Origin of the sequence: Arthrobacter globiformis (genome assembly GCF_003261175.1) — a bacterium.
GTDB classification, from domain to species: Bacteria; Actinomycetota; Actinomycetes; order Actinomycetales; family Micrococcaceae; genus Arthrobacter; species Arthrobacter globiformis_A.
Genome location: NZ_QLNP01000062.1, coordinates 236,991 through 260,983, shown reverse-complemented (window position 1 = coordinate 260,983; position 23,993 = coordinate 236,991). Strand labels below are relative to the sequence as shown.

Sequence of the window (23,993 nt, the reverse complement as noted above, 5' to 3'; positions counted from 1 at the left end):
GGATTCCACAAGGGAGTGAACACCATGGCTTACACCGCCGAGAATTGGCCCATTACCGCGGCCCTGCTGCAGTTCCCGGGCGTCGATGCCCAGGGCACGCATATCAACGACGCCGACGCCTCCGCCTGGGCTGAGGTGTTCACCGAGGTCAAGGAAGCCGGCTTTGCCAACGCCGACCTCACTGACAGCTGGGTCCGTCCCGGTGACCTGAGCAAGGAGCGCCTCGCCGAATTCAAGCAGACGGCCGACAACGTGGGCATTGGGATTCCGGTCATCTCCGCCATCCGCCGAAGCATCATCGAGGAGGGCAAGTGGGAGGACAACCTGGCGTACAGTCACCGCACCATCGACGCCGCCGCTGAGCTCGGCTGCGAAGTGGTCTCCTTCGGCCTGCATCAGGCAATCACTCCGGAGCAGCAGAAGCACCTCTGGTTCTGGACCGTCGAAGGTTACAAGGACCCGGCAGGGGACAAGGAAGCCTGGAACAACGCCGTCGCCCGTTTCCAGGAACTGGGCCGGCACGCCGCAGAGGTGGGCGTCCTGCTCTCGCTGGAGATGTACGAGGACACCTACATCGGCACCGCGGACTCCTCCGTGCAGTTCGTCCAGGACATCGGACTCTCCAACGTCGGCCTCAACCCGGACCTGGGCAACCTGATCCGCCTGCACCGGCCCATCGAGGACTGGCGCGAAATGGTTGCCAAGACGCTGCCGTACTCCAACTACTGGCACATGAAGAACTACATCCGTGACGAGGACGTGGCCCGCGACATGTACGTCGCCATGCCTGCCCCCATGGAAAGCGGCCTCATCAACTACCGCGACGCGTTCAAGGTCGCCCTGTCCGTTGGCTTCCAGGGCATCCTGTGCACCGAGCACTACGGCGGCGACGGACTCTCCGTGACGGCCAGCAACCAGGACTACCTGCGCCGCCACGTCCTGCCGAAGAAGGACGGCTACGCCCTCGGCCAGAGCCAGGTGGCGCAGGGGCGGCAGCAGCCCGCCGCCGTCGCTCACTAGAGGCGCCTGCCCCAAGAAACCCAGCAGAACTGACCAACCAACCCGGATTCAATGAGGAACCATGACCCAGATCTTCGACAATCCCGCTGATTTCGCAGATGAGGCGCTGGACGGCTTCGTCGCCGCCAACCGCGGCTATGTTGCCCGCGTGGACGGCGGCGTAGTCCGCTCCACCGAGATCCCGGCCGGCCAGGTGGCACTTGTGGTGGGCGGCGGCTCCGGCCACTACCCCGCCTTCGCCGGCCTGGTGGGCCCCGGCCTTGCCGCCGGCTCCGCGTGCGGCAACATGTTCGCCTCGCCCGCCGCCGGGCAGGTCTACCGCGTGGCCAAGGCGGCAAACGCCGGCGGCGGGGTGCTGCTGAGCTACGGCAACTACGCCGGCGACGTGCTGCACTTCGGCCAGGCGCAGCTCCGGCTCAACGCCGAGGGCATCGAGACGCGCACTGTGCTGGTCACGGACGACATTGCCAGCGCCCCGCTTGACCAGATCGAGAAGCGCCGCGGCATCGCCGGCGACCTCACGGTCTTCAAAATAGCCGGCGCCGCGGCCGAAGCAGGCCTAAACCTGGACGAGGTGGAGCGCCTGGCGATCAAGACGAACCACCGCACGCGCTCACTCGGCGTAGCCTTCGACGGCTGCACCCTGCCCGGCGCGTCCGAGCCGCTGTTCCATGTTCCGGCCGGGCAGATGTCGCTGGGCCTGGGCATCCACGGCGAACCGGGCATCTCCGAGCACCCCATGCCCACAGCCTCCGAACTCGCTGAACTGCTGGTGTCCCGGCTCCTCGAGGACAAGCCGGACGACGCCGGCAGCCGCGTGGTGGCCATCGTCAATGGCCTGGGCACGGTCAAGTACGACGAGCTGTTCCTCCTCTTCGGCAAGATCGAAAAACTCCTCAACGCCGCCAACCTGACCGTCGTGGAGCCGGAGTGCGGCGAGCTCGTCACCAGCCTGGACATGTCCGGGCTCTCGCTCACCCTGCTGTGGCTCGACGACGAACTCGAGCAGTTCTGGGCGGCACCGGCCGACACCCCGGCTTTCCGCAAGGGCAACACCGCGCCGCGCGCCCGCCGCGAAGTCACTGTCACCGACGAGGCAACGGAAGCGGACACCGAAAAGGCTACCGAGGCGTCCGCCGACCTGGGCCGGCTGGCAGCCGCCGTCCTCGCCCAGGTGCGGGACGTCGTCGTCGAACACGAAGCGGAACTTGGCGACCTGGACGCGATTGCCGGCGACGGCGACCACGGCATCGGCATGCGCCGCGGCGTTGACGCGGCTGCCGCGGCCGGTGAGCAGAACGCAGAAGCCGGTGCTTCGGTTGAACGCGTACTCACGGCCGCAGGCGAGGCCTGGAGCGAACGCGCCGGCGGAACGTCGGGCGCGCTGTGGGGCACGGCTGTAATGGCCGCCGGTCTCGCGCTAGGCAACCGGGAGTCGTACGACGCCGGGGACGCGCCTGCAGCCTTGACCGCCTTCAGCAACGCCATCACCGACCTCGGCAAGGCAGAGCCGGGGGACAAGACCATGGTGGACGCCCTCCTGCCGTTCCGGGACGCGTTCAAGGAAGCGTTCGACGGCGGGGCCTCCCTCAGCGGCGCCCTCACCGCCGCCGCTGCCGCGGCCACCGAAGCAGCCCGGCAGACCGCGGACCTGCGACCCCTCAAGGGCCGCGCCCGCCCGCTGGCCGAAAAGAGCCTCGGACACCCGGACCCCGGCGCAGTCTCGTTCGGACTGATTGCCGAGCGCGTGGCCACCTACCTCGCATCTGATGCGGCCGATTCCACACCGGCCGCGTCCCACATGGCCTCGACGGCCGGAAAAGGAGCAACGGAATGAGCAACACAGAAGGCTGGCGCATTGTCATCGGCAACGATGAGGCCGGCGTCGAATACAAGGAAGCACTGAAGGCCCTGCTGGAGGCGGACCCCCGCGTTGCCTCCGTCGAGGACATTGGCGTCGCGGCCAACGATTCCACCGCGTACCCGCACCTTGCCGTCGCAGCCGCCCGCAAGGTGGCCGAAGGCGAAGCAGACCGCGCACTTCTGATCTGCGGCACCGGTCTCGGCGTGGCCATTGCGGCCAACAAGGTCCCGGGCATCCGCGCCGTCACCGCGCACGACAGCTACTCCGTGGAACGCTCTGTCCTCAGCAACAACGCCCAAGTCCTCACCATGGGCCAGCGCGTCATCGGGCTGGAACTTGCCAAGAAGCTCGTGGGCGAATGGCTGGAGCACCGCTTCGACGAAAACTCCTCCTCCGCCGCCAAGGTGGACGCCATCTGCTCATACGAACCCGATTACACGAAGGCCGACTGAACATGACCGAAACACCCACCAGCTCACGCAAGTTCGCCGTCGTCGGATCCGGCTACATGGGCGGCGGCATCGCCCAGGTCCTGGCCCTGGGCGGTGCCCGCGTTGCCCTCGCCGACGTGTCCGCCGAAGTGGCACAGAAGAACTACGAGCGCCTGCTCACCGAGTCCGACCAGTTCGTGGCAGACGGCCTGTTCCCCGAAGGTTCCACCGAGATCCTGAAGCAGAACCTCTGGGCCGCGAAGGACATCGAGGAAGCCGTGGCCGACGCCGACTTCATCGAGGAGGCCGTGCCCGAGATCATCGCCATCAAGCACGAGACCCTGGCCCGTATCAGCGCCGCCGCCCGGCCGGACGCCATCATCGGCTCCAACACCTCCACGATCTCCATTGCGGAGCTGTCGCAGCCGGTCGCCAACCCGGAGCGCTTCCTCGGCGTGCACTTCTCCAACCCCTCGCCGTTCATCCCCGGCGTAGAGATTATCCCGCACGAGGGCACGTCCACCGAGACGGTTGCTACTGTCCGCGACCTGGTCCACTCCGCCAACAAGGAGACGGCCGTGGTCAAGGACGTCACCGGCTTCGTGCTGAACCGCCTGCAGTACGCGCTCTTCCACGAAGCCGCGCAGCTGGTGGAACAGGGCATCGCGACGGCCGAGGACGTGGACACCTTGGTCCGCACCACCTTCGGCTTCCGGCTCCCGTTCTTCGGCCCGTTCGCCATCGCCGACATGGCCGGCCTGGACGTCTACAACTTCTGCTACAAGTCGCTGCAGACCGACTTCCCCGAGCGCTTCGCCACGCCCAAGATCCTCACGGACCTCGTGGAGGCGGGCAAACTGGGCACCAAGACCGGCGCAGGCTTCCTGAACGTTCCGGCAGAGCGCACGCCCGAGCTGATCGCCTACCGCAACAAGGCGTACGTCGCCATGCAGAAGCTGATCGAGGAACTCGGCCCGGCACCGATCAACTAAAGAGGCCGATCAACTAAGGGCGCCGCTGAACCAGCGCCATTCAACTAAGCACCACGGCAGGTGGGCGCTGCCCCGGGCAGCTGCCCTCCTGTTGTGCTGCCCATTTCGCCGGGGCTGGGCGGGACACCGCCGCGCAAACGACCCGGTCCCCCAAACGACACAGGAGCATATCCATGAGCACTTTTCCGTCCGAGCGCACGGCCATCGTCACCGGCGCCGTCTCGGAACGCGGCATCGGCCGGGCCACCGCCGTCTACCTTGCAGAGCAGGGCTGGAACATCGGCATCATCGACCTCGACGACGCCCTCTGCCAGGCCACGGCCAAGGAAATCACGAGCCAGTACGGCGTGAAGGCCCACGGCGTGGGCGCGAACGTCGCGGACGAGGCATCGGTCCGGGCAGCCATCGACTCCATCGAGGCCGAACTGCCCCAGATCGTGGCCCTCGCCAACGTTGCCGGCGTCAGCTCGCCCGTCCCGTACCTGGAACTCGACGCCGCCGAGTGGGACCGCGTGCTCAACATCAACCTCAACGGCGTCCACTACGCCACGCGCCGCGTCGCCGAATCCATGGCGAAGAACCGGATCGGCCGCATCGTGAACATCTCCTCCGTCTCCGCCCAGCGCGGCGGCGGGACCTTCTCCAAGACCCCGTACTCCGTGGCGAAGGCCGGTGTGATCGGACTGACCCGCTCCACTGCCCGCGAACTGGGGGAGTACGACATTACGGTCAACGCCATCTCACCCGGCCCCATCGACACCGACATCATGGGCGGCACCCTCAGCCAGGAACGCAAGGACGAACTGGTCAGGGACCTCGTGGTCAACCGGGTCGGTTCCACGCGGGACATCGCCGCAGCCATCGCCTTCCTCATCAGCGAGGACGCCGGATACATCTCCGGCCAGACGCTGAATGTGGATGGCGGCCTCTACATGCACTAGGAAGGACAGCCATGCTTCGCTCCTGGACCAGGGAACGCAAGATCTACCTCGCCATCGGGGTCCTCGCCGGCCTTGCAGGCGTGCTGCTCATCGCCTTTTCGCTCTGAGAATTTCAAACCAACAACCTGATTTGCTCACTTTTACTCAAAGAGGAGTTTGAATGACTGTCACCAAACCATCCACCACGAAGGAGCTGCTGGACTCGCCGGTTCTCAAATCGGCTATCTCCAAGGCATCCTTCCGGCTCATGCCGATGCTCGTCATCCTGTACGTCGTGGCGTTCCTGGACCGCACCAACGTGGGCTTCGCCGAGGCCGCCCTCGAAGCGGACAAGGGCATCAGCGCCGGCGCCTACGCGCTCGGAGCCGGCATTTTCTTCATCGGCTACGCCCTGTTCGAAATCCCCAGCAACCTGCTCCTGACCAGGTTCGGTGCCAAGGTGTGGCTGGCACGCATCGCCGTCACCTGGGGCATCGTCTCCGCCTGCTTCGCCTTCGTGCAGGACGAGACCTCCTTCGTGATCCTGCGGTTCCTGCTGGGCGTGACCGAGGCCGGGCTCTTCCCGGGCGTCATCATGTTCCTCGCCGCCTGGTTCCCGAACAAGGTCCGCGTCAAGATGTTCGCCATCTTCTATCTGGCACAGCCGTTCTCCCAGATGATGGGCGCCCCGCTGTCCGGCTGGCTGATCAACATCGGCGACCAGGTTCCCGGCGTCCAGGGCTGGCAGGTCATGTTCTTCGTCGAGGGCATGCTCGCCGTGCTGGCCGGCATCGCCGCCTTCTTCTTCCTGATCAACAGCCCGCAGGACGCCAAGTTCCTCAACAAGGACGAGAAGAAGGCGCTCCTGGACGTCATGGCCCTGGAAGACACCGTCAAGGAAGAGACCGGTCCCCGCGGTGTGCTCGCCGCGATGAAGAACGGCAAGGTCTGGTACTTCACGGTCATCTACTTCTGCCTCCAGATCGCCGTCTACGGCGTCACTTTCTACCTGCCGCAGCAGGTGGCGCAGCTGACAGGGCAGAAGGTAGGCCTCGCCGTCGGACTCATGGCCGCCATCCCGTGGTTCTTCGGCATCTTCGCCTGCTACTTCATCGGCAAGGCAGCCAACACCGTGATCCGCCGCCGCGTCTGGGGAACGGGTCTGTTCATCTCCACCGGCCTGTGCATCTTCGGTTCCGCCTGGGCCGGCGCCAACCACCTTCCCGCGCTGGGCATCGTGTTCATCACCCTCGCGGTGTGCAGCTTCCTGTCCATCGGTCCGATCGCCTGGTCGTATCCGACGGCGTTCCTCACCGGAACTGCCGCCGCGGCCGGCATCGGTCTCATCAACTCGCTGGGAAACCTGGGCGGCTTCGTGGCCCCGATCCTGCGGACCACCGTCAACCAGGTCACTGCCTCGGACACCGGCACCATGGGCGTCTACGCACTCGGTGTGCTGCCGTTCCTCGCCGCGGTCATGATGATCGGTACGCGGAAGTTCAAGAACAAGGCCGACGACCTGCTCGAAACCAGCGCCACTGGAACGGCTGGCACTGCCAAAGATCAGGCACTGCTGGAAAAGTAGTCAGCAGCAAACATCGGCGCAGCACCCCAAGTAGCCCCAGCAAAGGCAGGAATAACCGTGACCCAGCTCAGCGCGGCCATCAGTGACCCCGGCACGATTTTCGTCGGCGTCAGCACCAAGATGTACCTGGGCTACCGGGACAGCCTGCGCTGGCTGGATGAACTGCGCCAACAGGTGGACGCCCGCCCGGCCCTCGCGGCCGGGCGGGCGGTCCCGTTCGTGATTCCCTCCTTTCCGATGCTTCCGGCGGCAGGGGAAATCATTGCCGGGTCTCCGCTGGTCCTCGGTGCCCAGAACTGCGGCTGGGCCGACGGTCCGTGGACCGGTGAGCTCTCGCCGTCGCTGCTCGCTGAACTGGGCGTGGGACTCGTGGAGATCGGGCACGCCGAGCGGCGGCGGCACTTTGGGGAGGACGACGCCATGATCGCGCTCAAGGTCAGGGCGGCCGACGACGCCGGCGTCACCCCGCTGCTGTGCGTGGGGGAGGAGTTCCGCGGCTCCGAGGCCACCTCGGATACCGGGGCAGCCGACGCCGGCGGTACTGCCGCTGCGGAAGGCGCCGCCCGGTTCGTCTTCGGACAAATCGAAGCCGCCGTCGGCGGCGACTGGGACCTCGCCGCCCGGCTGGTTATCGCCTACGAACCCGTCTGGGCCATCGGCGCCGCCGAGCCTGCCAGCGCGGAGTACGTGTCCGCCGTCGTCCGTGTTCTGCGGGAGCTGCTTCGTGCCCACGGATTGCAGCACCTGCCCGTGATCTATGGAGGCTCCGCGAAACCTGGCCTGCTGCCAACACTGAACGGTGTGTCCGGGCTGTTCCTAGGACGGTTCGCGCATGACGCCGCTAACTTCGGAAAAGTGCTGGACGAAGCACTGTCGCTGGCGGAGGCAGGCTAGAGGAACGCCTCGCGGCCCGTCCCTTCGCTGAGCACGAGTTCGCCGTCTTCAATGGAGACCAGGAGGCTCCGTGGCCTGCCGTGGAGTTTCATTTCCGCGCTGAGGTTGCGGCTGGTGACTTCGACCCCCACCGTTGCGCCCTTTGCCGGCAATTCGACGGAAACTTCCTCGGCCATGCCCAACAGTTCCCTGGTGGTGACGTCACGGTCGTACCGGGCCTCCTTGCCGTTGACCGTGATGGCAACCTCATCCTCGTTGAAGCCGTCCTGAAGAATGATGAGCAATTCCTGCATGATGCGCCGCCTAAGTCGATGACCCCCAATGCATAGAGTCACTACACCACTTAAGGGCGGTCGTGGGTAGTGCGGTTTGCTCCGTCCACCGACCCGTGGTCGCCCCGGATCCGGGCACGTAGGGCAAAATGTTCTGGTGACCCAACAGCCGCAGCACCCCGCCACGCCCTCGTCCACCCCCGCCTCCGCCGCCGGGACAAAGCCGAAGGACGCCCCCGCACCCGGGCCGGTCGGCGGCCCTGCCGCTAATGATGTTGCCGCCCGCATTGCGGAACAGATCGCCGCCGAGCTCGGCGTGAAGGCCTGGCAGGTGAAGGCGGCCGTGGACCTGCTCGACGGCGGGTCAACAGTTCCGTTCATCGCCCGTTACCGCAAGGAAGCCACCGGGACGCTCGACGACGGCCAGCTCCGCGAGCTCGACGAGCGGCTGCGCTACCTCCGCGAACTGGAGGACCGCCGTCGTACTGTCCTGGAGGCGATCGCCGCGCAGGGGAAGCTGACCCCGGAACTGCAGGCCGCCGTCGTGGCCGCCGATACGAAGTCCCGGCTCGAGGACATCTACCTGCCCTTCAAGTCCAAGCGGCGCACCAAGGCCCAGATCGCCCGCGAGGCCGGGCTGGAACCGCTCGCGGACGCGCTGCTCAAGCGCCCCGAACTCGACCCCGAGCGCGAGGCAGCCAAGTACCTGAACGCGGAGCACGCCGTCGACGACGCGGCTGCGGCGCTCGCCGGTGCCCGCGCCATCCTCGTGGAGCGCGTCGCCCAAGACGCCGACCTTGCCGAGAACCTGCGCGAGCGGCTGTGGACGCAGGGCCGGATGGTGTCCCGGGTGAAGAAGGGCAAGGAATCCGAGGGGCAGAAGTTCGCGGATTACTTCGACTTCTCACAGGCACCGTCGGGAATGCCGTCGCACCGCGTGCTGGCGCTGCTGCGCGGTGAAAAGGACGGGGTGCTCGAGCTGGACCTCGCCGAGGCGGAACCGTCCGACGACGACGCCCTCGCCGCCGCGCGTACCCGTTACGAATCCGCCGTGGCCCGGTTCCTCGGGGTCGCCGACCGCGGACGGCCCGCCGACTCATGGCTGCTCCAAACCGCCCAGGTGGCGTGGCGTTCCCGGGTTCTTGCCCGGCTGACGGCCGACCTGCGGGGACGGATGTTCGCCGCCGCGGAGGACGAGGCTGTGCGCGTTTTCGCCGCCAACCTGCGCGACGTGCTGCTGGCCGCGCCTGCCGGAAACCGTGCCACCTTGGGCCTGGATCCCGGGCTGCGGACCGGGGTGAAGGTGGCGGTGGTCGACGGGACTGGCAAGGTGGTGGCCACAGATACGGTCTATCCGCACGCGCCGGCGCGCAAGTGGGACGAGGCACTGGCGACGCTGACCCGGCTGGCGCGGCAGCACGCCGTCGAACTCGTGGCCATTGGCAACGGAACGGCGTCCCGCGAGACGGACAAGCTTGCGGCCGAACTGATCAAGCAGCTCTCCGCGGCTGCCGGCTCCGGGGCTGGTGCCGCGCCGCAGAAGCTGGTGGTGTCCGAGGCGGGTGCGTCCGTGTATTCGGCCTCCGCCCTGGCCGCGGCAGAACTTCCGGGCATGGATGTGTCGCTGCGCGGCGCGGTGTCCATTGCCCGGCGGCTGCAGGATCCGCTGGCCGAGCTGGTGAAGATCGATCCGAAGTCGATCGGCGTGGGGCAGTACCAGCACGATGTCACGGCCGCGAAGCTGGACCGCAGCCTGGATGCCGTGGTGGAGGACTGCGTGAACGCCGTGGGTGTGGACGTGAACACGGCGTCGCCGGCGCTGCTGAGCCGTGTGGCCGGCGTCGGGCCGCTGTTGAGTGAAAACATCGTGGCGTACCGCAACGAGAATGGGCCGTTCGCCAAGCGCAGCGAGCTGAAGAAGGTGCCGCGGTTGGGCGCAAAGGCGTTCGAACAGTGTGCCGGATTCCTGCGGATTACTGGGGGAGCGGAGCCTCTGGACGCGTCCAGTGTGCACCCCGAGGCGTATTCGGTTGCGCGAAAGATCCTGACTGCGGCCGGTGCCGGCCGCGGGTCCGGTGCTTCCGGAGGCGCCGCCGGCCTTGCTCCGCTTGCTGATGCCGGGCGGCTGAATCCTGCTGACTTTGTGGACGGCTCGTTCGGGCTCCCCACGGTGCGCGACATCATTGCCGAACTCGAGAAGCCGGGTCGCGACCCGCGCCCGGCGTTCAAGGCGGCAGCATTCTCCGAGGGCATCGAGAAGATCTCCGACCTGAAGCCGGGGATGGTCCTGGAAGGTACGGTCACGAATGTGGCCGCGTTCGGCGCGTTCGTGGACGTGGGGGTTCATCAGGACGGGCTGGTTCACGTCTCCGCTCTCGCTAACCGGTTCGTCGCCGATCCGCGCGAGGTGGTCAAGTCCGGCCAGGTGGTGCGGGTGAAAGTGCTTGAGGCCGATCCGGAGCGAAAGCGCATTTCCCTGACGCTGAGGCTCGACGACGAACCGGCCGCTTCCGGCGGCCGGTCCTCTGAAGGACGCTCTGGGGGACGCCCGGCTGGGGAACGTGGGGGCGGTGACCGAAACCGGGAAGGCGGCCGCGCCGTCGAACGTTCGGCGGGCGGCAACCGGGGTGGCAGCAACCGGGACGGCGGCCGAAACCGGTCGGCCGCTCCCAGCCAATCCGGTGGAAAGCCCGGCCCGCGTCAGGGGCATGATTCCGACCAATCCGCGGCCGATCGTGACAACGCAAGGCGGCAACCGAAGCAGTCCGGCCAGCGTCCAGCTCCAGCGGACACCGCCATGGCCGAGGCTCTGCGGCGGGCCGGCCTGGGTAAATAGGGCTAAGCGAGGCAAGCAGGACACCGCTCCGGCGGAGCGTGTCGCGGGCGCCGTATCCCGGAAGCGCCGGAAACCGGTGACTACAGTAGCCCCTATGAGTTTTACGAGGCCGGAGACTTTTACCACCCGTCCTACGCTGCAGGGCACGTTCGGCATGTCCGCCACGACTCACTGGCTCGCCACCGGCACTGCGCAGGCAGTGCTGGAGCGGGGCGGCAACGCGTTCGACGCTGCCACCGCTGCGGCGTTCGTGCTGCATGTAGTGGAACCGCACCTCAACGGGCCCGGCGGCGACATGACCGGCGTCTTCAGCACCGCGGAGGAGCCCGAAAAGCCCGTGGTCCTGATGGGGCAGGGCCCGGCTCCGGCGGGCGCGACGGTCCAACACTTCCATTCGGAAGGCCTGGAACTGGTGCCCGGCTCCGGTGCGCTGGCCGCTGCGGTCCCCGGCGCCGTCGACGCCTGGCTCTTGCTGCTGAGGGACCACGGAACGTGGGAACTGGCGGAAGTCCTGGATTTCGCCATCCGATATGCACGCGACGGCCACCCGGTGCTGGCACGCGTCTGCAGCACGATTACGACAGTCGCGGGGCTGTTCCGGGAGCACTGGCCCACGTCTGCGGACCTGTGGATGCCGGAGGGGCGCATCCCGGAGGAGGGCGAGCTGGTCCGGAATCCGGCGCTTGCCCGCACCCTCCAGAAACTGGTGCAGGCCGGCGCCGGACTCGGCGAGGCATTCGCCGCAGCGCCGGCGCACACGCGGGAGGACCGCATCGATGCCGCCCGCAGGGAGTGGAGCGAGGGCTTCGTGGCCCGTGCCGTGGCCGAAAGCGTACGCAAACCGCACCGACACTCGTCCGGGGCCGACCACCGCGGCGTCATGACGATGGCCGACATGGCCGGCTTCCGCGCGTCGTACGAGGACGCGGCAACGCTCGAGTTCCGCGGCCACACCATCGCCAAGACCGGCGCGTGGGGACAGGGGCCGGCCCTGCTGCAGACGCTCACGGTCCTGGCCGGCTTCGATGACGACCGCCTTGACCCGTCCACCGAGCTGGGAGCGCACACCATCCTGGAGGCGCAGAAGCTCGCGCTGGCGGACCGCGAGGCCTACTACGGTGACGCTGATGTCCCGCTCGATTACCTGCTGTCGGAGGAGTATGCGGCGTCGCGGCGGGAGCTGATCGCGGAAAATGCGTCGCACGAGTTCCGTCCGGGTTCCGTCCCTGGGCGTGAACCGTACGTCCCAACGCTCCGGACGGAGTACGTCCCGGCCGTTGCAGGTGTTGGCGAACCGACGCTGGCCGAACCGGGCGTGGCGGCCAACGGGGAGACCCGCGGCGACACGTGCCACATCGACGTGGTGGACCGCTGGGGCAATATGGTGTCGGCCACGCCGTCGGGCGGTTGGCTGCAGTCGTCGCCGGCGATCCCTGAACTCGGGTTTTGCCTGGGCACGCGGCTGCAGATGACGTGGCTTGAGCCCGGAACGCCATCGACCCTGACGCCGGGCAAGCGGCCGCGGACCACGCTGACGCCGACGCTGGTGCTGCGCGACGGGGTTGCTGTTTCCGCGCTCGGCTCGCCCGGCGGAGACCAGCAGGACCAGTGGCAGCTGCTGTACCTGCTGCGGACCATCGTCGGCGGATACTCGCCGCAACAGGCCATCGACGCGCCAGCTTTCCACACGACGTCGATGCCGGGGTCCTTCTGGCCGCGCACCTGGGAGCCGGGCGGAGCCGTAGTGGAGGATCGGTTGGGAGCTGACGTCATCGCCGGGCTCGAACGGCGGGGACACCGGATCACCAGGGCAGGCGACTGGACGCTGGGACGGCTGTCCGCCGTCGTTCGTGACCCCGCGACCGGCGTGCTGCAGGCCGCCGCTAACCCTCGGGGTGCGCAGGGATACGCGGCGGGGCGGTAGGGACGGGCGTTCTTTGGCTAGCGTTCTCATGAAAGGGGCGGTGAATATCGTGTCCACCGGCGGCGGGGCGGGGTTTCTGGCGTGGCGATTATCTGCAAGGCTGGGGTCATGAACTACTTCCTGGAGTACACGATTCCCGCTGCCCCCGACGACGCCGAATTCGAGTTTCCGCATGACGAGATTCGACCGGGGACCACTATCCCGCTGTCGGAGACCAATGCCGAGGTAGTCCACACCCCTGAGCTTCCCGCGCGCACCGGAATCATCGGCGCCACCGTGCCTGAGGCGAAGCTCGAAGCCGAGCAGTTCATCACCCACAGTCGCGCGACGGAGGCGTCCCTGTACGAGGACCCCTCGAATTCGCTGCAGGCCGGCGTGGGAACTCTTGTAGCCACCTTCACGGAAGACAGCGGCTGGCAGGACGCGTAACCGCTGTAGGTTCGTTTCACCGGAAGCGCCTGGTCCCGATTTTGGGGCTGGGCGCTTCTGGTTTTGGGTCCGAAGTTAGTGAACCAACCCAGTACCGACGGATCACCGCAGGCTTGGTGGGCACGCCGGCGCCCCCGCTGAGGGGTCCTGCCTGCCCTCCGAGCCTGCCGCCACCTCACGTTTTGTGGTGGCGGTTCTGTCGGGGTTGTTGGCGGGGGTCGATGTGGGGTGGCGGGATGAACCACGGGATTCCGTTTTGGACGCGGATTTTCCACTGTTCTTTGTGGATCAAATGATGGTGGTGAGTGCAGAGGAGGACGCCGTTGTCGGTGCTGGTGGGTCCGCCGCGGGACCAGTAGGTGATGTGGTGGGCTTCGCACCAGGATGCGGGGATGGTGCAGTTGGGGAAGGCGCAGCCTCGGTCTCGGGCGTTGAGGGCTTTGCGGATGTGGGGCGGAAAGATGCGCGTGGTGCGGCCGATGTCGAGGATGCGTCCTTCGGAGCCGAGGAGGACGGGGATGATGTCGGCGTCGCAGGCGATTTTGCGGATGGTGGAGGCGGTGACGGGGCCGGTGTAGGTGAAGGTTCCGCTGCCGGTGGGCCTGTCTGCAGGTACCCCAAAGAGGGGTTTGGCGAAGATGCCAGTGCCGGACCAGTTGATGCCGGGGAACGTGGTGACTGGCCGGTTGCCCGTCAGGGTGTCGGGTTCGCTGGTGTGCCGGGGGTCCGTGCCGGTGCCCGGCTTGGGCTGGGGTGCGTTGGTTTGCCAGATGCCCGGGCCGGTTGGCGGGTTGATGGTGGCCTGCCAAGAGGCGGGTGTTGGCCGGGGGCTGTCTGTTGGCCGGGGGCCTGGGCCGTTTTTGTTGTAGCGGGGGCCTTGGGCGGCTGCGGTTTCGATGCTGTTGAGGAGGTCCCGGTGGTTGATGGTGACCATGACTTGCGGGCGGAGTCCTCCGGTGGTGGGCAGGGTGCCGGCGGCGAGGGCTGCCTTGGACGCGCCGACGAGGCCGTCGAGGCGTTGCTGGGCGAGGGTGCGGCGGTCCAGGTCCGGTTCCGGGGCGGCGGCGTTGAACACGGCGTCGAGGTCGACAGCGGCGCTGTCACTGTTGGCAGCGTTGTCACTGTCACTGTCACTGTCACTGTCACTGTCACCGCCGCTGGTGCCTTCATCGCTGCTCTCACTCCCGCAGTTGGTGGTGTCCGGTGTGGTGGTGCGGGGGTTCGTGGCGGTGTTCATGACGGTGGTGAGGACTTCGTATTGGTCGCTGGTGGCGCGGATTTCGAGGTGGTGGAGGCCGCCGTGCTTGTGGCGGAGGAAGACGCCTTGGCGGTGCCGGAGGTTTTCTTCGGAGGGTTCGGTGCCGTCCTGGTCGAGGGCGTCGATCCAGCGGTGGGCGATGCGGGTGAGGAAGTCGTGGTCGTTTTCGATCGCTGTCAGGGTGAGGTTGTGTTCCATTTCGGCGATCAGGCCGGGGTCGGGGATGTGGCGGACTTTGTCCAGGGCGGTGGTGATGGTGGTTCCGGCGCGGGAGGAGATGATGCCGGCGGTGAGGGCGGCGGCGGTTTCTTCGCGTTCCGGTGGCATGGGGCGGCCGGCGAGTCCGGTGCGGGGGAGGGTTGCGTTGGCGAGGGCGAGGCGGCGGCGGGCTTCGGGGGTGCTGATCCGGAGCCGGGTGCGGAGGAACTCGGAGGTGTTCCGGGCCCCGTCATCGGCCGGGGACCAGGCCACTGCACGGGCGGGGACCGCCGGTGTGGCGGCTTCCTTGCCGACGTCACTGTCGCCGCCGGTAGTTGTCGCAATGGACAGGCCAGCGGTAGCTGCAGCGGGTTCGGGTTCGGTGCCCCAGCCCGTGGTCCAGCCCGGCGCGTGGCTGGTAGACCCGGCGGCGTTGATCGCCTCGGTCCGAGTCCGGTCCACCGCGCCGGCGGCGCGCACCTGGAGGTGTTCGACGCGGCGGGCGAGCTTCTCGGTCAGTTCGGCGAAATCGGCCGCCTCAAGGAAGTTGGCCGCCGCCAGCTCCTCCGGCGCGGAACTGGTGGCGGAATCCAGCAGCGCCAGCGCCGCGTTCAGATCGGACGTTGCCAGCGGTGGGGACGCCGGTTCTTGGGGTGCCACGGCTGCTGATGCCGACCTTGGCGTTCCGGGAGGCGGGGGGACAGAACCGGAGTCCCCCGAAGAGCCGGCGGCAGCACCGCCGTCGGACATGTCCTTTATGGGTGTGTCAGAACGGGAGCCGGCGGAGGGTACGCTGCGAAGACCGCGGCCGCGCAGCAGAGCAGCGGCCCTCAAGCCGGAGACGTCAGTCCCGACTGCGGTATCCGCTCGATCTTCCCCAGTGGCTTCCATAGGAAAACTATCTCAACGGGGTCTGACATTTTTAGGGGTGATCCGGGTCACTGCGGCCGATTAGTGAAAAGTTTTTTGAGAAAAGTTTTGGACCCCCGCCCGTATCGGCCACATCTCCCCAGGCGGTGCAATTGAATCAGGGGTGGCGCACGCCCACCCCGGCCAGAATGTCGCGGTAGCCCTCACGGAAAGTCGGGTACGTGAACGCAAACCCTGTTTTCCGAAGCTGCGCGTTGCTGCACCGCTTGTTGCCGCCGCGCGCATCGCCCACGTCTCCCGTGGGCGGGACGCCCAACCCCAACTCGGACGCCAGAAAACGCAGGACGTCGCCCAATTCGGCCGGGTCGTCGTCCACGCCGAGATAGACCGGCGACGGCGCGTCAGGCGTGCTGAGCAAATGCACGATGGCACCCGCCGCGTCGTCCCGGTGGATGCGGTTCGTGTAGCGCGGCTGGTCCGGAATGACGGCGGCGCCGGTTCGGACCTGGTCTATGAGCCTGGTGCGGCCCGGACCGTAGATGCCGCCGAGCCTGAGCACGATAGGTGAGGTCGCGGTTCCATCGAGCCGCTTTAGCAGGAGCTCCTCGGCCTCTCGCACGATGCGGCCAGAGAATCCCCCAGGTGCCGGCGCCGTGTTTTCATCGATCCAGCCGCCTCCGGCGTCGCCATGCACGGCTGTGGACGAGACGAAGAGGACCCGTTCGGGCGCCACGCCGTCGCGCTCAAGAGCGTCGAGGACATGCGCCACGCCGTTCACGTAGGCGTTTCGGTATGCCTCTTCCGTGGGCGCGTTCGCTGCCACAGCAATTACGACGGCGGTGGTATCCGCCGGGACAGGCGGCAGTTCAGCTGTGCTTAGGTTCGCCGCGACGCCCTCAATCTCAGCCGGCAGTTTGTCCGGTGAGCGGCGCCAGCCCACCACCCGGTGCCCGGCTGCGGCGAACCGCAGGCCCGCCTCGGTGCCGAGGTCGCCGCAGCCGGCGAGAAGGATAGTCATAGCCGCACTCACAACGCCGGAACGGGGAAGAAGACGCGCGGGTCCTGCAGCAGCGCCGGGTAGTCGAACTCTGACCGGTCGATAATGTCGGTGAGCTGGAAGTTGCGGCCGAAGCGCCCGTCGTCGAGCGTGATTGGACGGCCTACGACCATTCCGACGGCGAACCTGCTGCCGCCGTCGAACGGCACGGCCACAGGCGATTTTCCGGGAAGCGTTGAGAAGGCCGCCTCCTGGCGCTGCCGCTTGCGGGACGGCTTCTTGACCAGGGGCTTGGTCGGAGCCTTCTTGGCCACCTTGGCTGGCCGACGCGACGTTTCCTCCTTGTAGACGAACTGGTAGTCGTCGCCGGATTCCCCGGCAGCGCCCGAGACAGCATCCGAACCGTCGCCGGAAGTACCGGAATCGTCGCCGGCGGCCGAAGCGGCGCCAGCGGCGGAAGCCGCCCGCCCCACGGCAGGAAGCCCAACCTTGTCCAACCGCTCGGGGTCGCCGTGGCCGACATGCTCGCGAAGGATCCAGAGAACGTCACCCTCCGGATCCTCCGGCAGGAACTCGTGCCGGGGTTCCGGCCAGACGTACTCCAAGCCGTGCTCGGTGCCGGGGAAGACCTCTTCGTAGAACCGCGGGTCCTTGCGGATCAGGTTGGACCGGTGGCTCAGGTGCAACTCGGGGTCGCCAAGCCACGGCGGAAGCAGGATCTTGGCTGCGTAGTCAGGGTGCGCAGCCTGGGGGGCGAATTCGCGGATGTTGTCCCGGGTGTTGTCGGCGAAACCGCGCTTGGTCCACTCGTCAACCATGGCCAGGCCATACATGGTTAGTGCGGGAACGTGCCCCATCCACATCCGGATGGCGGGGTGTGACTGCCATCCGTATTCCGGGATGACCAGCGCGCGGAGTGTCTGCAGCGCTTCTACGCGCTGTTTGCCCAGCCGGGGCGTGTCCAGCGCGGCCGCGCTTTGCTGGAAATCGGGATAGGGAAGGAAGGTTTGCATCCCTTCAGTCTGCCGTCCTTGGAGCCATGTGCCAATTGAAGTGCCAGGCAGCACAGTCAGCCGCCAAAATGGACTGCCGGGTGTTCACATTGTGGACCTATGCATACGGAAGGTTGATTAATCCACTAAGATATCCGAAACCTCACCAGCGTCTGGAAGCCAACTCATGACTCTTACGTCCCCCGCGCCCCTGTCCTCCGCCCCCGCGGAAGCGAATTCACACGCGTCACAGGAGCCTCAGCTGTTCGTTCCGAAGTACGGCCAGATGCTCGGAGCCGACGCGAACGGGATCCTCGTTCTGGACGAGTTTACGCTTGATCCGGCAGATGCGCGCAAGGATCAGCACCGTTTCCGCACTGCGCTTGCTTCCGTTGCGCTGACCCTGCGCCGCCTGGTCGCCCTGCGTGTTTTCATCGCAGTGGTGGCCGTCGCCAACCTGCCACTCTTCCTGATGTCCACCGGCTGGTGGATCTACGCCGTCTCGCTGGCTCTGGTGATCGGCGTTCACGCCGCCGTCAACTGGCTGAATAAGCACGAGCCGCGCGTCAAGCAGCGCCATGAACTCGAGCTGCACCTGCACCGCGAACGCAGCGACAACTACCGCAAGGTGCGCGACGCCGTGAAGTTCGTCGTCGACAGCCCTGCCCGCGTCAACGAGCACCTCTACCTTGAGCTGCTGCACGCCAAGCGGGTAGCGCTGCACCTCGCCTCGGGTACTGTCGCACTCCTCGACACCAGCGACGACGCCGCCTGGAAGGTGCGCATCGTCCGGGAACTCCCCGCCGCGGCATAGGCCGAATACTGACGCTTCCAGCCGTCAAGTCATAGGCAATTAATCACGACGCCGGGCGTCCCCCATTTAGGGGGGGGCGCCCGGCGTCGTCGTTGGTAGAGCCGTACAAAACGAAACCGGGCGTCCCCACTCGGGGACGCCCGTCGTGGTTTGAGCTGCGCAAAAGGAAACCGGGCGGCCCCGAAAGGGGCCGCCCGGCGTCGAGCTGCAATGCAGTGCCGCTAAGCGGCCTGACCAGCCAGATTAGGCAGGCAGCTGGAGGACCTGGCCCACAAACACCAGGTCCGGGTCGCTGATGGTGTCGGCGTTGGCGTCAGCGAGGTGCTGCCAGCCGCCCTGGATGCCGAGCTTCTGGGCGATCTTGCTCAGGGTGTCGCCTTCCTGGACCGTGTAGGTCTGGCCGCTCACGGCGACCGCGGCAGCGTGGCGGGCCTCGACCGGTGCCTGGGCTACCTGAGCCACCGGGGCCTGTGCCACGGGAGCCGTCTGGACCGGAGCGGTCTGAACCGGAGCCTGGACGGGTGCGGCCTGGACCGGCGCGCTCTGGGGCAGGATCTGCGGTGCAGGAGCGCCACCGCCGCCGTTCAGTCCCAGTTTGGCGGAGCAGGCGGGCCATGCGCCCCAGCCCTGGCTAGCCTGGACTTTTTCCGCCACGGCGATCTGCTGCGCGCGGGAGGCGCCCTGCGGGGAGCCGGTTCCGCCGAAGGCAGCCCAGGTCTGCGGCGTGAACTGCAGGCCGCCGGAGAAGCCGTTGCCGGTGTTGGTGGACCAGTTGCCGCCACTCTCACATTGGGCGAGGGCGTCCCAGGTGGAGGCGCTGGCGGTAGGCGTGGCCGCGTTGGCGGCCGTGGCGGACAGCGCCAGAGTTGCGGCGGAAACGGCGGCCAGGGTGACTCCACGGCGCGCGGCAGTACTAAATGTCGACTTTTTCATTATTGGGATGCTCCTGAGGCCACCCGCGCTCGGTCCGTCCCCGGACGTTGTCGCGCTACTGCCCGCCCCTGACGAACTAGAGGTCATTTCGGTATCCGCCGGCCGGGCAGTAACTGGTGGTGGCGGCACCGGGCATTCATGGGCCCGCGTCGCGCGGGCATGTGTCCCACCCTAAAGGTGCCGCGCGCCGTTATCAAATCGAGATCTTTATTGACAGTCAAGCAGTTTAAGGGCACTCCAACCCCGGCAGTGGGAGGACCCAGGCCCATCACAACCGGTGACGTGGACGCAGGGGGGCTGTTACCTTGCGGACGCGGAATCCACGGCGGAAGCCAGATACGGCGCCGTCCGGCTGTCCGGTGAAGCGGCGACGGCGGCGGGCGTTCCCGAAGCAACGATCTCTCCGCCGGCGTCCCCGCCGGCCGGCCCGAGATCGATCACCCAGTCCGCTTCCGCCACCACGTCCATTTCGTGCTCCACCACGACCACCGTGTTTCCCGCGTCCACAAGGCGCTGCAGCTGGGCCATGAGGAGCCGGACGTCCGCCGGATGCAGCCCGGTGGTGGGCTCATCCAGCAGGTACAGCGTGTGGCCGCGGCGTGCCCGCTGCAGTTCGGTCGCGAGTTTGATGCGCTGGGCCTCTCCGCCGGACAGTTCGGTGGCGGGCTGTCCGAGCCGCAGGTAGCCCAGTCCAACTTCGCGGAGCGTCTGCAGGCTGCGGGCAGCCGCTGGAACGTCCTGCAGGAAGTCCGCGGCGGCGTCCACGGTCATGCCCAAGACGTCGGCCACCGTCTTGTCGCGGTAGGTGATTTCCAGGGTTTCAGGGCTGTAGCGCGAGCCATCGCATTCCGGGCAGGGGCCGTAGCTGCCGGGCAGGAAGAGCAGTTCGACGGCGACGAATCCCTCGCCCTGGCAGGTCTCGCAGCGCCCGCCCGCCACGTTGAAGGAGAACCGTCCGGCCCCGTAGCCGCGCGCCCGGGCTTCGTCCGTGGCGGCGAACTCCTTACGCACCGCGTCGAAGAGCCCGGTGTAGGTGGCCAGGTTGGACCGGGGCGTTCGGCCGATCGGTTTCTGGTCCACCGTCACCAGCCGGTCCACGTGGTGCAGGCCGGTCACAGTACCTACGCTGAGCGGAGTGCCGGGGTCGCCGTCCACGGGCTGGTCTTCGGTGGTTTCCCCGGAATCCTTGCCGCCGGAGCCCGAATCACCGTGCAGTTCGGATCCGACCACTTCGGCCAGGACATGGCTGACCAGCGTCGACTTGCCCGAGCCGGACACTCCGGTGACCGCCGTCAGGACCTGCAACGGGAAGGCCGCGTCGAGGCCGCGAAGGTTGTGGCGGGAGATGTCCTTAAGTTCCAGCCAAGCACCGGGTTCCCGACGGCGGCCGGTACGGTCACCGCCGCCGGTGATGCCGCCGTCGTCAGCACCGCCGTCGTCAGCACCGCCCCTAGAACCGTCCGGCACGAGGAACGGGCGCGTAACGGAAGCCTCGACGGCAGCGAGGCCGGCCACCGGCCCGCTGTACAGGACTTCGCCGCCGCCTTCTCCTGCCCTCGGCCCCACGTCCACGAGCCAGTCGGCGCGGCGCACAATGTCCATGTTGTGCTCCACCACGAACACGGAGTTGCCCGACGACTTCAGCTGCTCCAGCACCGCCAGGAGGGGCTCGGCGTCCGCGGGGTGCAGCCCGGCTGAGGGCTCGTCCAGCACATAGACCACGCCGAACAGACCCGAACGGAGCTGCGTGGCGATCCGGAGGCGCTGCATTTCGCCCGGGGAGAGGGTGGGCGTCGAGCGGCCCAGCGCAAGGTAGCCAAGCCCCAGATCCAGCAGGACAGTGATCCGCCGGAGGAGGTCTCGCGTGATGGCGACGGCCACCTCGTTGCCTTCGCCGGAGGACAGCTTGCGGGACGCAGTGCTGGCCTCGTTCAGCTCGGTCGTCGGGCGGATGAGGTCCGCCAGTTCGGCCATCGGCACCGCGTTGAGTTCGGCGATGGTCCTGCCGGCGAACGTGACCGCCAGGGCCTCCGGCGTGAGTCCGCTGCCGCTGCACCGCTGGCACGGGCCGGTTTCCATGAAGCGGAGCACCCGTTCGCGCATTGTGTTGCTCTTGGAGTCGGCCAGCGTGTGCAGCACGTGGCTCTTGGCGCTCCAGAACTTGCCCTTGTACGGCTTGGCCACCCGGTCGCGCTGCGGCGTGATTTCCACGACCGGCTGCTCGTCGGTGAAAAGGATCCAGTCGCGGTCCTTCCTGGGCAGCTCCCGCCAGGGGATGTCGACGTCGTGGCCCAGGTGGGTGAGGATGTCGCGCAGGTTCTTGCCCTGCCACGCCGTCGGCCACGCGGCGATCGCACCCTCCCGGATGCTCAGCGACGGGTCCGGGACCAGGGAGGCTTCGGTGACGGTGTGCGCCACGCCGAGGCCGTGGCACTCCGGGCATGCTCCGGCGGCCGTGTTGGGCGAGAAGGCGTCCGAGTCCAGCGGGCTGGCCCCGGCCGGGTAACTGCCGGCACGCGAGAACAGCATGCGGAGCGAGTTGGACAACGTGGTCACCGTCCCCACCGTGGAACGGCTGCTGGGGGTGCCGCGGCGCTGTTGAAGCGCGACGGCGGGAGGCAGGCCCGTGATCATCTCCACCTTGGGATTGTGGCCCTGCTGGATGAGGCGGCGGGCGTACGGCGCCACGGACTCGAAGTACCGGCGCTGGGCTTCGGCGTAGATCGTGCCGAATGCCAGGGAGGACTTGCCCGACCCCGAGACGCCGGTGAAGGCGACGATCGCGTCGCGCGGGACGGCCACGTCCACATTGCGAAGGTTGTTCTCGCGGGCGCCCCGCACCCGGACAAAGCCGTCAGCAGAATGGTGGGCGCCGGTGCCGGCTTCCGTGCTCCAGTCCAGATCGGCCAAGGGGTCAGCATACTCTTCAGTCCGCATCTGTTCGACTCTACGGGCATCGCCCGTCCGGGGACTATTCTGTCGTGGTGAACACTTACGACGCCGCCGCTGAACCTGTCGATCCCACTGCACTTTCAGATGAAGAGGAGCTGGTGGCGCCCCCGGCGCCGATGCCTTTGGCGGAGCTCCACCTGCACATCGAAGGGACGCTGGAGCCGGAACTGATCTTTGCGCTCGCTGAGCGGAACGGAATCGAACTGCCGTACGCGGACCTGGATGAGCTGCGCAGCCGGTATGAGTTCACGGACCTGCAGTCGTTCCTCGACCTGTACTACGCCAACATGGCCGTGCTGCGGACCGAGCAGGACTTCGCGGACATGACACGGGCCTACCTGGAGCGGGCTGCGGCGGCCGGGGTGCGGCACGCGGAAATCATGATGGATCCGCAGGCACACGTCTCGCGCGGCGTCCCCCTGGAGACGTGCGTGAACGGCGTGGCCTCGGTCCTTGCCACGTCTGAGGAGGAGTTCGGCATCTCGACGCTGCTGATCGCCGCCTTCCTGCGGGACCTGTCCGAGGACTCGGCGCTCGAAGTTTTGGAGGGGCTGTTGGCGATGAACGCGCCGATCGCCGGCATCGGCCTGGATTCCGCAGAGGTGGGCAACCCGCCGTCGAAATTCACGCGGCTGTTTGCCAGGGCCGGCGAAGCAGGCCTGCGGAAGATTGCGCACGCGGGGGAGGAGGGCCCGCCGTCGTACATCGTGGAAGCGCTGGACGTCCTGGGCGTGGAGCGGATCGACCACGGGATCCGGTGCATGGAGGACCCGGACCTCGTGGAGCGGCTGGTCAATGACCGGGTGCCGCTGACGGTCTGCCCGCTGTCGAACGTCCGGCTGCGCGCCGTGGACATGCTGGCCGCCCACCCGCTGCCGGCAATGCTGGCTGCCGGGCTCAACGTCAGCGTGAACTCGGACGACCCGGCGTACTTCGGCGGTTATGTGGACAGCAACTTCGCCCAGCTCGAGTCGGTGCTGGGGCTGTCCGAATTTGACCGGGTCAGGCTTGCCGCGAACTCGATCAGGTCGTCCTTCGCCAGCGAGGAGCGGAAGCACGAGCTGCTGGCCGAGCTGTCGGGCTAAGGTCCGGGCGGGTTACGGCTCGGGCGGGGCACTCGACTGTTCGGAGTCGGCTCGGCCGCCTGTCGTTGAACCACTGGCAGCCACTGCCGGGGTGCGCGCCCGGATGATCCACCAGCCCAGCGCCGCCATGACCAGCCCGATGGGGATTCCGTAGGGCGGCAGTCCGGCGTTGTAGCCAAGGAAACCGGCGACCACGAACGCAATGCCGATCCACGCGGGGAACATGCCTGAGCGCCAGCCGGCGATGCCGAACACCATCCAGCCCAGGGCGAAGAGTATGTAGCTGGACAGTCCGCCGACGGCCAGCATTCCGGACCCTCCGGCGAGGATCGCGCCCGGGGCGACGTCGGTAATCCAGGGGCCGGCGAAGCCGTCAAACCACATGTTGCCGGCCATGTCCAGGGTGCCCGCCAGCGCAAAGCAGAAGCCGACGGCGCCGAGTCCGCCGGCCGGCTCGGCGTACCTGAAATAGACCGACACCAGCGCGAGGGTGAGCCCGATGAACACCACCCAGTACAGGGCGTTCGTGATCTGGAACGGCGTCTGCCGCATCATCTCGATCCGGTCGAGGCTCCGGTCGGCAGCGAGCAGGCGGGCCACGTCAACTGCGGCGAAGACGAGGCCGGATACGAGGGCGATGGGTCCCGCGGCCCTGGCTAGCGGTGAGGACATTTTTCCTCCTGATGTGGATGGGGAATGGCGGGTCCTAATTCGAAGCACCGGCGCG

The 23,993-nt window shown here is 67.4% G+C and carries 19 protein-coding genes; 12 read left to right on the top strand and 7 right to left on the bottom strand.

All coding sequences use genetic code 11. The features are described from left to right. The first annotated feature begins 24 nt into the window (after positions 1–24). The 7 genes from DBZ45_RS05450 (at position 25) to DBZ45_RS05420 (ending at position 7,706) form a co-directional block, all read left to right on the top strand. Complete coding sequence (locus DBZ45_RS05450; RefSeq protein WP_111903008.1) at positions 25–1,020, top strand: sugar phosphate isomerase/epimerase family protein; 996 nt, start codon at positions 25–27, stop codon at positions 1,018–1,020. A gap of 61 nt (positions 1,021–1,081) precedes the next feature. Further along, positions 1,082–2,857, top strand: coding sequence for a dihydroxyacetone kinase subunit DhaL (gene dhaL / locus DBZ45_RS05445; RefSeq protein ID WP_111902907.1), 1,776 nt, complete (start codon positions 1,082–1,084; stop codon positions 2,855–2,857). Further along, the gene (locus DBZ45_RS05440; RefSeq protein ID WP_003804524.1) at positions 2,854–3,336 is read left to right on the top strand and encodes a ribose-5-phosphate isomerase; all 483 of its coding nucleotides are present in this window, start codon (positions 2,854–2,856) and stop codon (positions 3,334–3,336) included. The genes dhaL and DBZ45_RS05440 overlap by 4 nt, the downstream gene beginning before the upstream one ends. Before the next feature lie 2 nt (positions 3,337–3,338). Then, a complete protein-coding gene (locus DBZ45_RS05435) occupies positions 3,339–4,307 on the top strand; it encodes a 3-hydroxyacyl-CoA dehydrogenase family protein (protein WP_111902906.1) in 969 nt (322 codons plus the stop codon). 173 nt (positions 4,308–4,480) lie between these two features. Then, complete coding sequence (locus DBZ45_RS05430) at positions 4,481–5,248, top strand: SDR family NAD(P)-dependent oxidoreductase (RefSeq protein WP_111902905.1); 768 nt, start codon at positions 4,481–4,483, stop codon at positions 5,246–5,248. 160 nt (positions 5,249–5,408) lie between these two features. After that, positions 5,409–6,812, top strand: a complete 1,404-nt coding sequence (locus DBZ45_RS05425) for an MFS transporter (protein ID WP_111902904.1) — start codon at positions 5,409–5,411, stop codon at positions 6,810–6,812. Between the two features lie 57 nt (positions 6,813–6,869). Further along, the gene (locus tag DBZ45_RS05420) at positions 6,870–7,706 is read left to right on the top strand and encodes a triose-phosphate isomerase family protein (protein WP_111902903.1); all 837 of its coding nucleotides are present in this window, start codon (positions 6,870–6,872) and stop codon (positions 7,704–7,706) included. Here the strand turns inward: DBZ45_RS05420 and DBZ45_RS05415 are convergent. Further along, entirely contained in the window at positions 7,703–7,999 is a 297-nt protein-coding gene (locus DBZ45_RS05415) for a hypothetical protein (protein WP_102973246.1), read from the bottom strand. The two genes, DBZ45_RS05420 and DBZ45_RS05415, sit on opposite strands and share 4 nt — an antisense overlap. A 136-nt stretch (positions 8,000–8,135) precedes the next feature. On the opposite strand from DBZ45_RS05415, the gene DBZ45_RS05410 reads away from it, so the two are divergent. The 3 genes from DBZ45_RS05410 (at position 8,136) to DBZ45_RS05400 (ending at position 13,167) form a co-directional block, all read left to right on the top strand. Next, positions 8,136–10,814, top strand: a complete 2,679-nt coding sequence (locus DBZ45_RS05410) for a Tex family protein (protein ID WP_111902902.1) — start codon at positions 8,136–8,138, stop codon at positions 10,812–10,814. A 94-nt stretch (positions 10,815–10,908) separates the two neighbouring features. Then, positions 10,909–12,738, top strand: coding sequence for a gamma-glutamyltransferase family protein (locus DBZ45_RS05405; protein ID WP_111902901.1), 1,830 nt, complete (start codon positions 10,909–10,911; stop codon positions 12,736–12,738). Between the two features lie 108 nt (positions 12,739–12,846). Next, positions 12,847–13,167, top strand: coding sequence for a hypothetical protein (locus DBZ45_RS05400; RefSeq protein WP_111902900.1), 321 nt, complete (start codon positions 12,847–12,849; stop codon positions 13,165–13,167). 175 nt (positions 13,168–13,342) lie between these two features. Here DBZ45_RS05400 and DBZ45_RS05395 read toward each other — a convergent pair whose 3' ends face one another. From DBZ45_RS05395 to DBZ45_RS05385, 3 genes are all read right to left on the bottom strand, one after another. Further along, positions 13,343–15,514 (bottom strand): HNH endonuclease signature motif containing protein, encoded by a 2,172-nt coding sequence (locus tag DBZ45_RS05395; RefSeq protein WP_111902899.1) that lies wholly within the window; start codon positions 15,512–15,514, stop codon positions 13,343–13,345. 136 nt (positions 15,515–15,650) lie between these two features. Beyond that, complete coding sequence (locus DBZ45_RS05390) at positions 15,651–16,511, bottom strand: SDR family oxidoreductase (protein ID WP_111902898.1); 861 nt, start codon at positions 16,509–16,511, stop codon at positions 15,651–15,653. Positions 16,512–16,519: 8 nt separating this feature from the next. After that, positions 16,520–17,503 (bottom strand): MSMEG_6728 family protein, encoded by a 984-nt coding sequence (locus DBZ45_RS05385; protein WP_111902897.1) that lies wholly within the window; start codon positions 17,501–17,503, stop codon positions 16,520–16,522. Positions 17,504–17,669: 166 nt separating this feature from the next. Between DBZ45_RS05385 and DBZ45_RS05380 the strand changes: the two genes are divergently transcribed. After that, on the top strand, positions 17,670–18,296 hold the full coding sequence (locus tag DBZ45_RS05380; protein ID WP_111902896.1) for a hypothetical protein: 627 nt from the start codon (positions 17,670–17,672) through the stop codon (positions 18,294–18,296). Between the two features lie 243 nt (positions 18,297–18,539). Here the strand turns inward: DBZ45_RS05380 and DBZ45_RS05375 are convergent, their stop codons facing one another. Both DBZ45_RS05375 and DBZ45_RS05370 read right to left on the bottom strand, forming a co-directional pair. Next, positions 18,540–19,229 (bottom strand): transglycosylase family protein, encoded by a 690-nt coding sequence (locus tag DBZ45_RS05375; RefSeq protein WP_111902895.1) that lies wholly within the window; start codon positions 19,227–19,229, stop codon positions 18,540–18,542. Positions 19,230–19,529: 300 nt separating this feature from the next. Then, positions 19,530–22,166 (bottom strand): excinuclease ABC subunit UvrA, encoded by a 2,637-nt coding sequence (locus DBZ45_RS05370; protein WP_223256942.1) that lies wholly within the window; start codon positions 22,164–22,166, stop codon positions 19,530–19,532. Between the two features lie 131 nt (positions 22,167–22,297). On the opposite strand from DBZ45_RS05370, the gene DBZ45_RS05365 reads away from it, so the two are divergent. After that, positions 22,298–23,266 carry an adenosine deaminase gene (locus DBZ45_RS05365; RefSeq protein WP_111903007.1) on the top strand — a complete coding sequence of 323 codons (969 nt, stop codon included), beginning with the start codon at positions 22,298–22,300 and terminating at the stop codon, positions 23,264–23,266. Positions 23,267–23,278: 12 nt separating this feature from the next. Here DBZ45_RS05365 and DBZ45_RS05360 read toward each other — a convergent pair whose 3' ends face one another. Then, entirely contained in the window at positions 23,279–23,938 is a 660-nt protein-coding gene (locus tag DBZ45_RS05360) for a hypothetical protein (protein ID WP_111902893.1), read from the bottom strand. Positions 23,939–23,993 lie beyond the last annotated feature (55 nt).

Bases quoted from the DNA above. Each gene is read 5' to 3' on its own strand.
- DBZ45_RS05425 (WP_111902904.1), top strand. From the start codon at position 5,409: ATGACTGTCACCAAACCATCCACCACGAAGGAGCTGCTGGACTCGCCG.
- DBZ45_RS05440 (WP_003804524.1), top strand. From the start codon at position 2,854: ATGAGCAACACAGAAGGCTGGCGCATTGTCATCGGCAACGATGAGGCC.
- DBZ45_RS05430 (WP_111902905.1), top strand. From the start codon at position 4,481: ATGAGCACTTTTCCGTCCGAGCGCACGGCCATCGTCACCGGCGCCGTC.
- DBZ45_RS05450 (WP_111903008.1), top strand. From the start codon at position 25: ATGGCTTACACCGCCGAGAATTGGCCCATTACCGCGGCCCTGCTGCAG.
- DBZ45_RS05405 (WP_111902901.1), top strand. From the start codon at position 10,909: ATGAGTTTTACGAGGCCGGAGACTTTTACCACCCGTCCTACGCTGCAG.
- DBZ45_RS05390 (WP_111902898.1), bottom strand. From the start codon at position 16,511: ATGACTATCCTTCTCGCCGGCTGCGGCGACCTCGGCACCGAGGCGGGC.
- DBZ45_RS05380 (WP_111902896.1), top strand. From the start codon at position 17,670: ATGACTCTTACGTCCCCCGCGCCCCTGTCCTCCGCCCCCGCGGAAGCG.
- DBZ45_RS05365 (WP_111903007.1), top strand. From the start codon at position 22,298: ATGCCTTTGGCGGAGCTCCACCTGCACATCGAAGGGACGCTGGAGCCG.
- DBZ45_RS05400 (WP_111902900.1), top strand. From the start codon at position 12,847: ATGAACTACTTCCTGGAGTACACGATTCCCGCTGCCCCCGACGACGCC.
- DBZ45_RS05360 (WP_111902893.1), bottom strand. From the start codon at position 23,938: ATGTCCTCACCGCTAGCCAGGGCCGCGGGACCCATCGCCCTCGTATCC.
- DBZ45_RS05385 (WP_111902897.1), bottom strand. From the start codon at position 17,503: ATGCAAACCTTCCTTCCCTATCCCGATTTCCAGCAAAGCGCGGCCGCG.
- DBZ45_RS05435 (WP_111902906.1), top strand. From the start codon at position 3,339: ATGACCGAAACACCCACCAGCTCACGCAAGTTCGCCGTCGTCGGATCC.
- dhaL (WP_111902907.1), top strand. From the start codon at position 1,082: ATGACCCAGATCTTCGACAATCCCGCTGATTTCGCAGATGAGGCGCTG.
- DBZ45_RS05415 (WP_102973246.1), bottom strand. From the start codon at position 7,999: ATGCAGGAATTGCTCATCATTCTTCAGGACGGCTTCAACGAGGATGAG.
- DBZ45_RS05395 (WP_111902899.1), bottom strand. From the start codon at position 15,514: ATGGAAGCCACTGGGGAAGATCGAGCGGATACCGCAGTCGGGACTGAC.
- DBZ45_RS05375 (WP_111902895.1), bottom strand. From the start codon at position 19,229: ATGAAAAAGTCGACATTTAGTACTGCCGCGCGCCGTGGAGTCACCCTG.
- DBZ45_RS05370 (WP_223256942.1), bottom strand. From the start codon at position 22,166: ATGCGGACTGAAGAGTATGCTGACCCCTTGGCCGATCTGGACTGGAGC.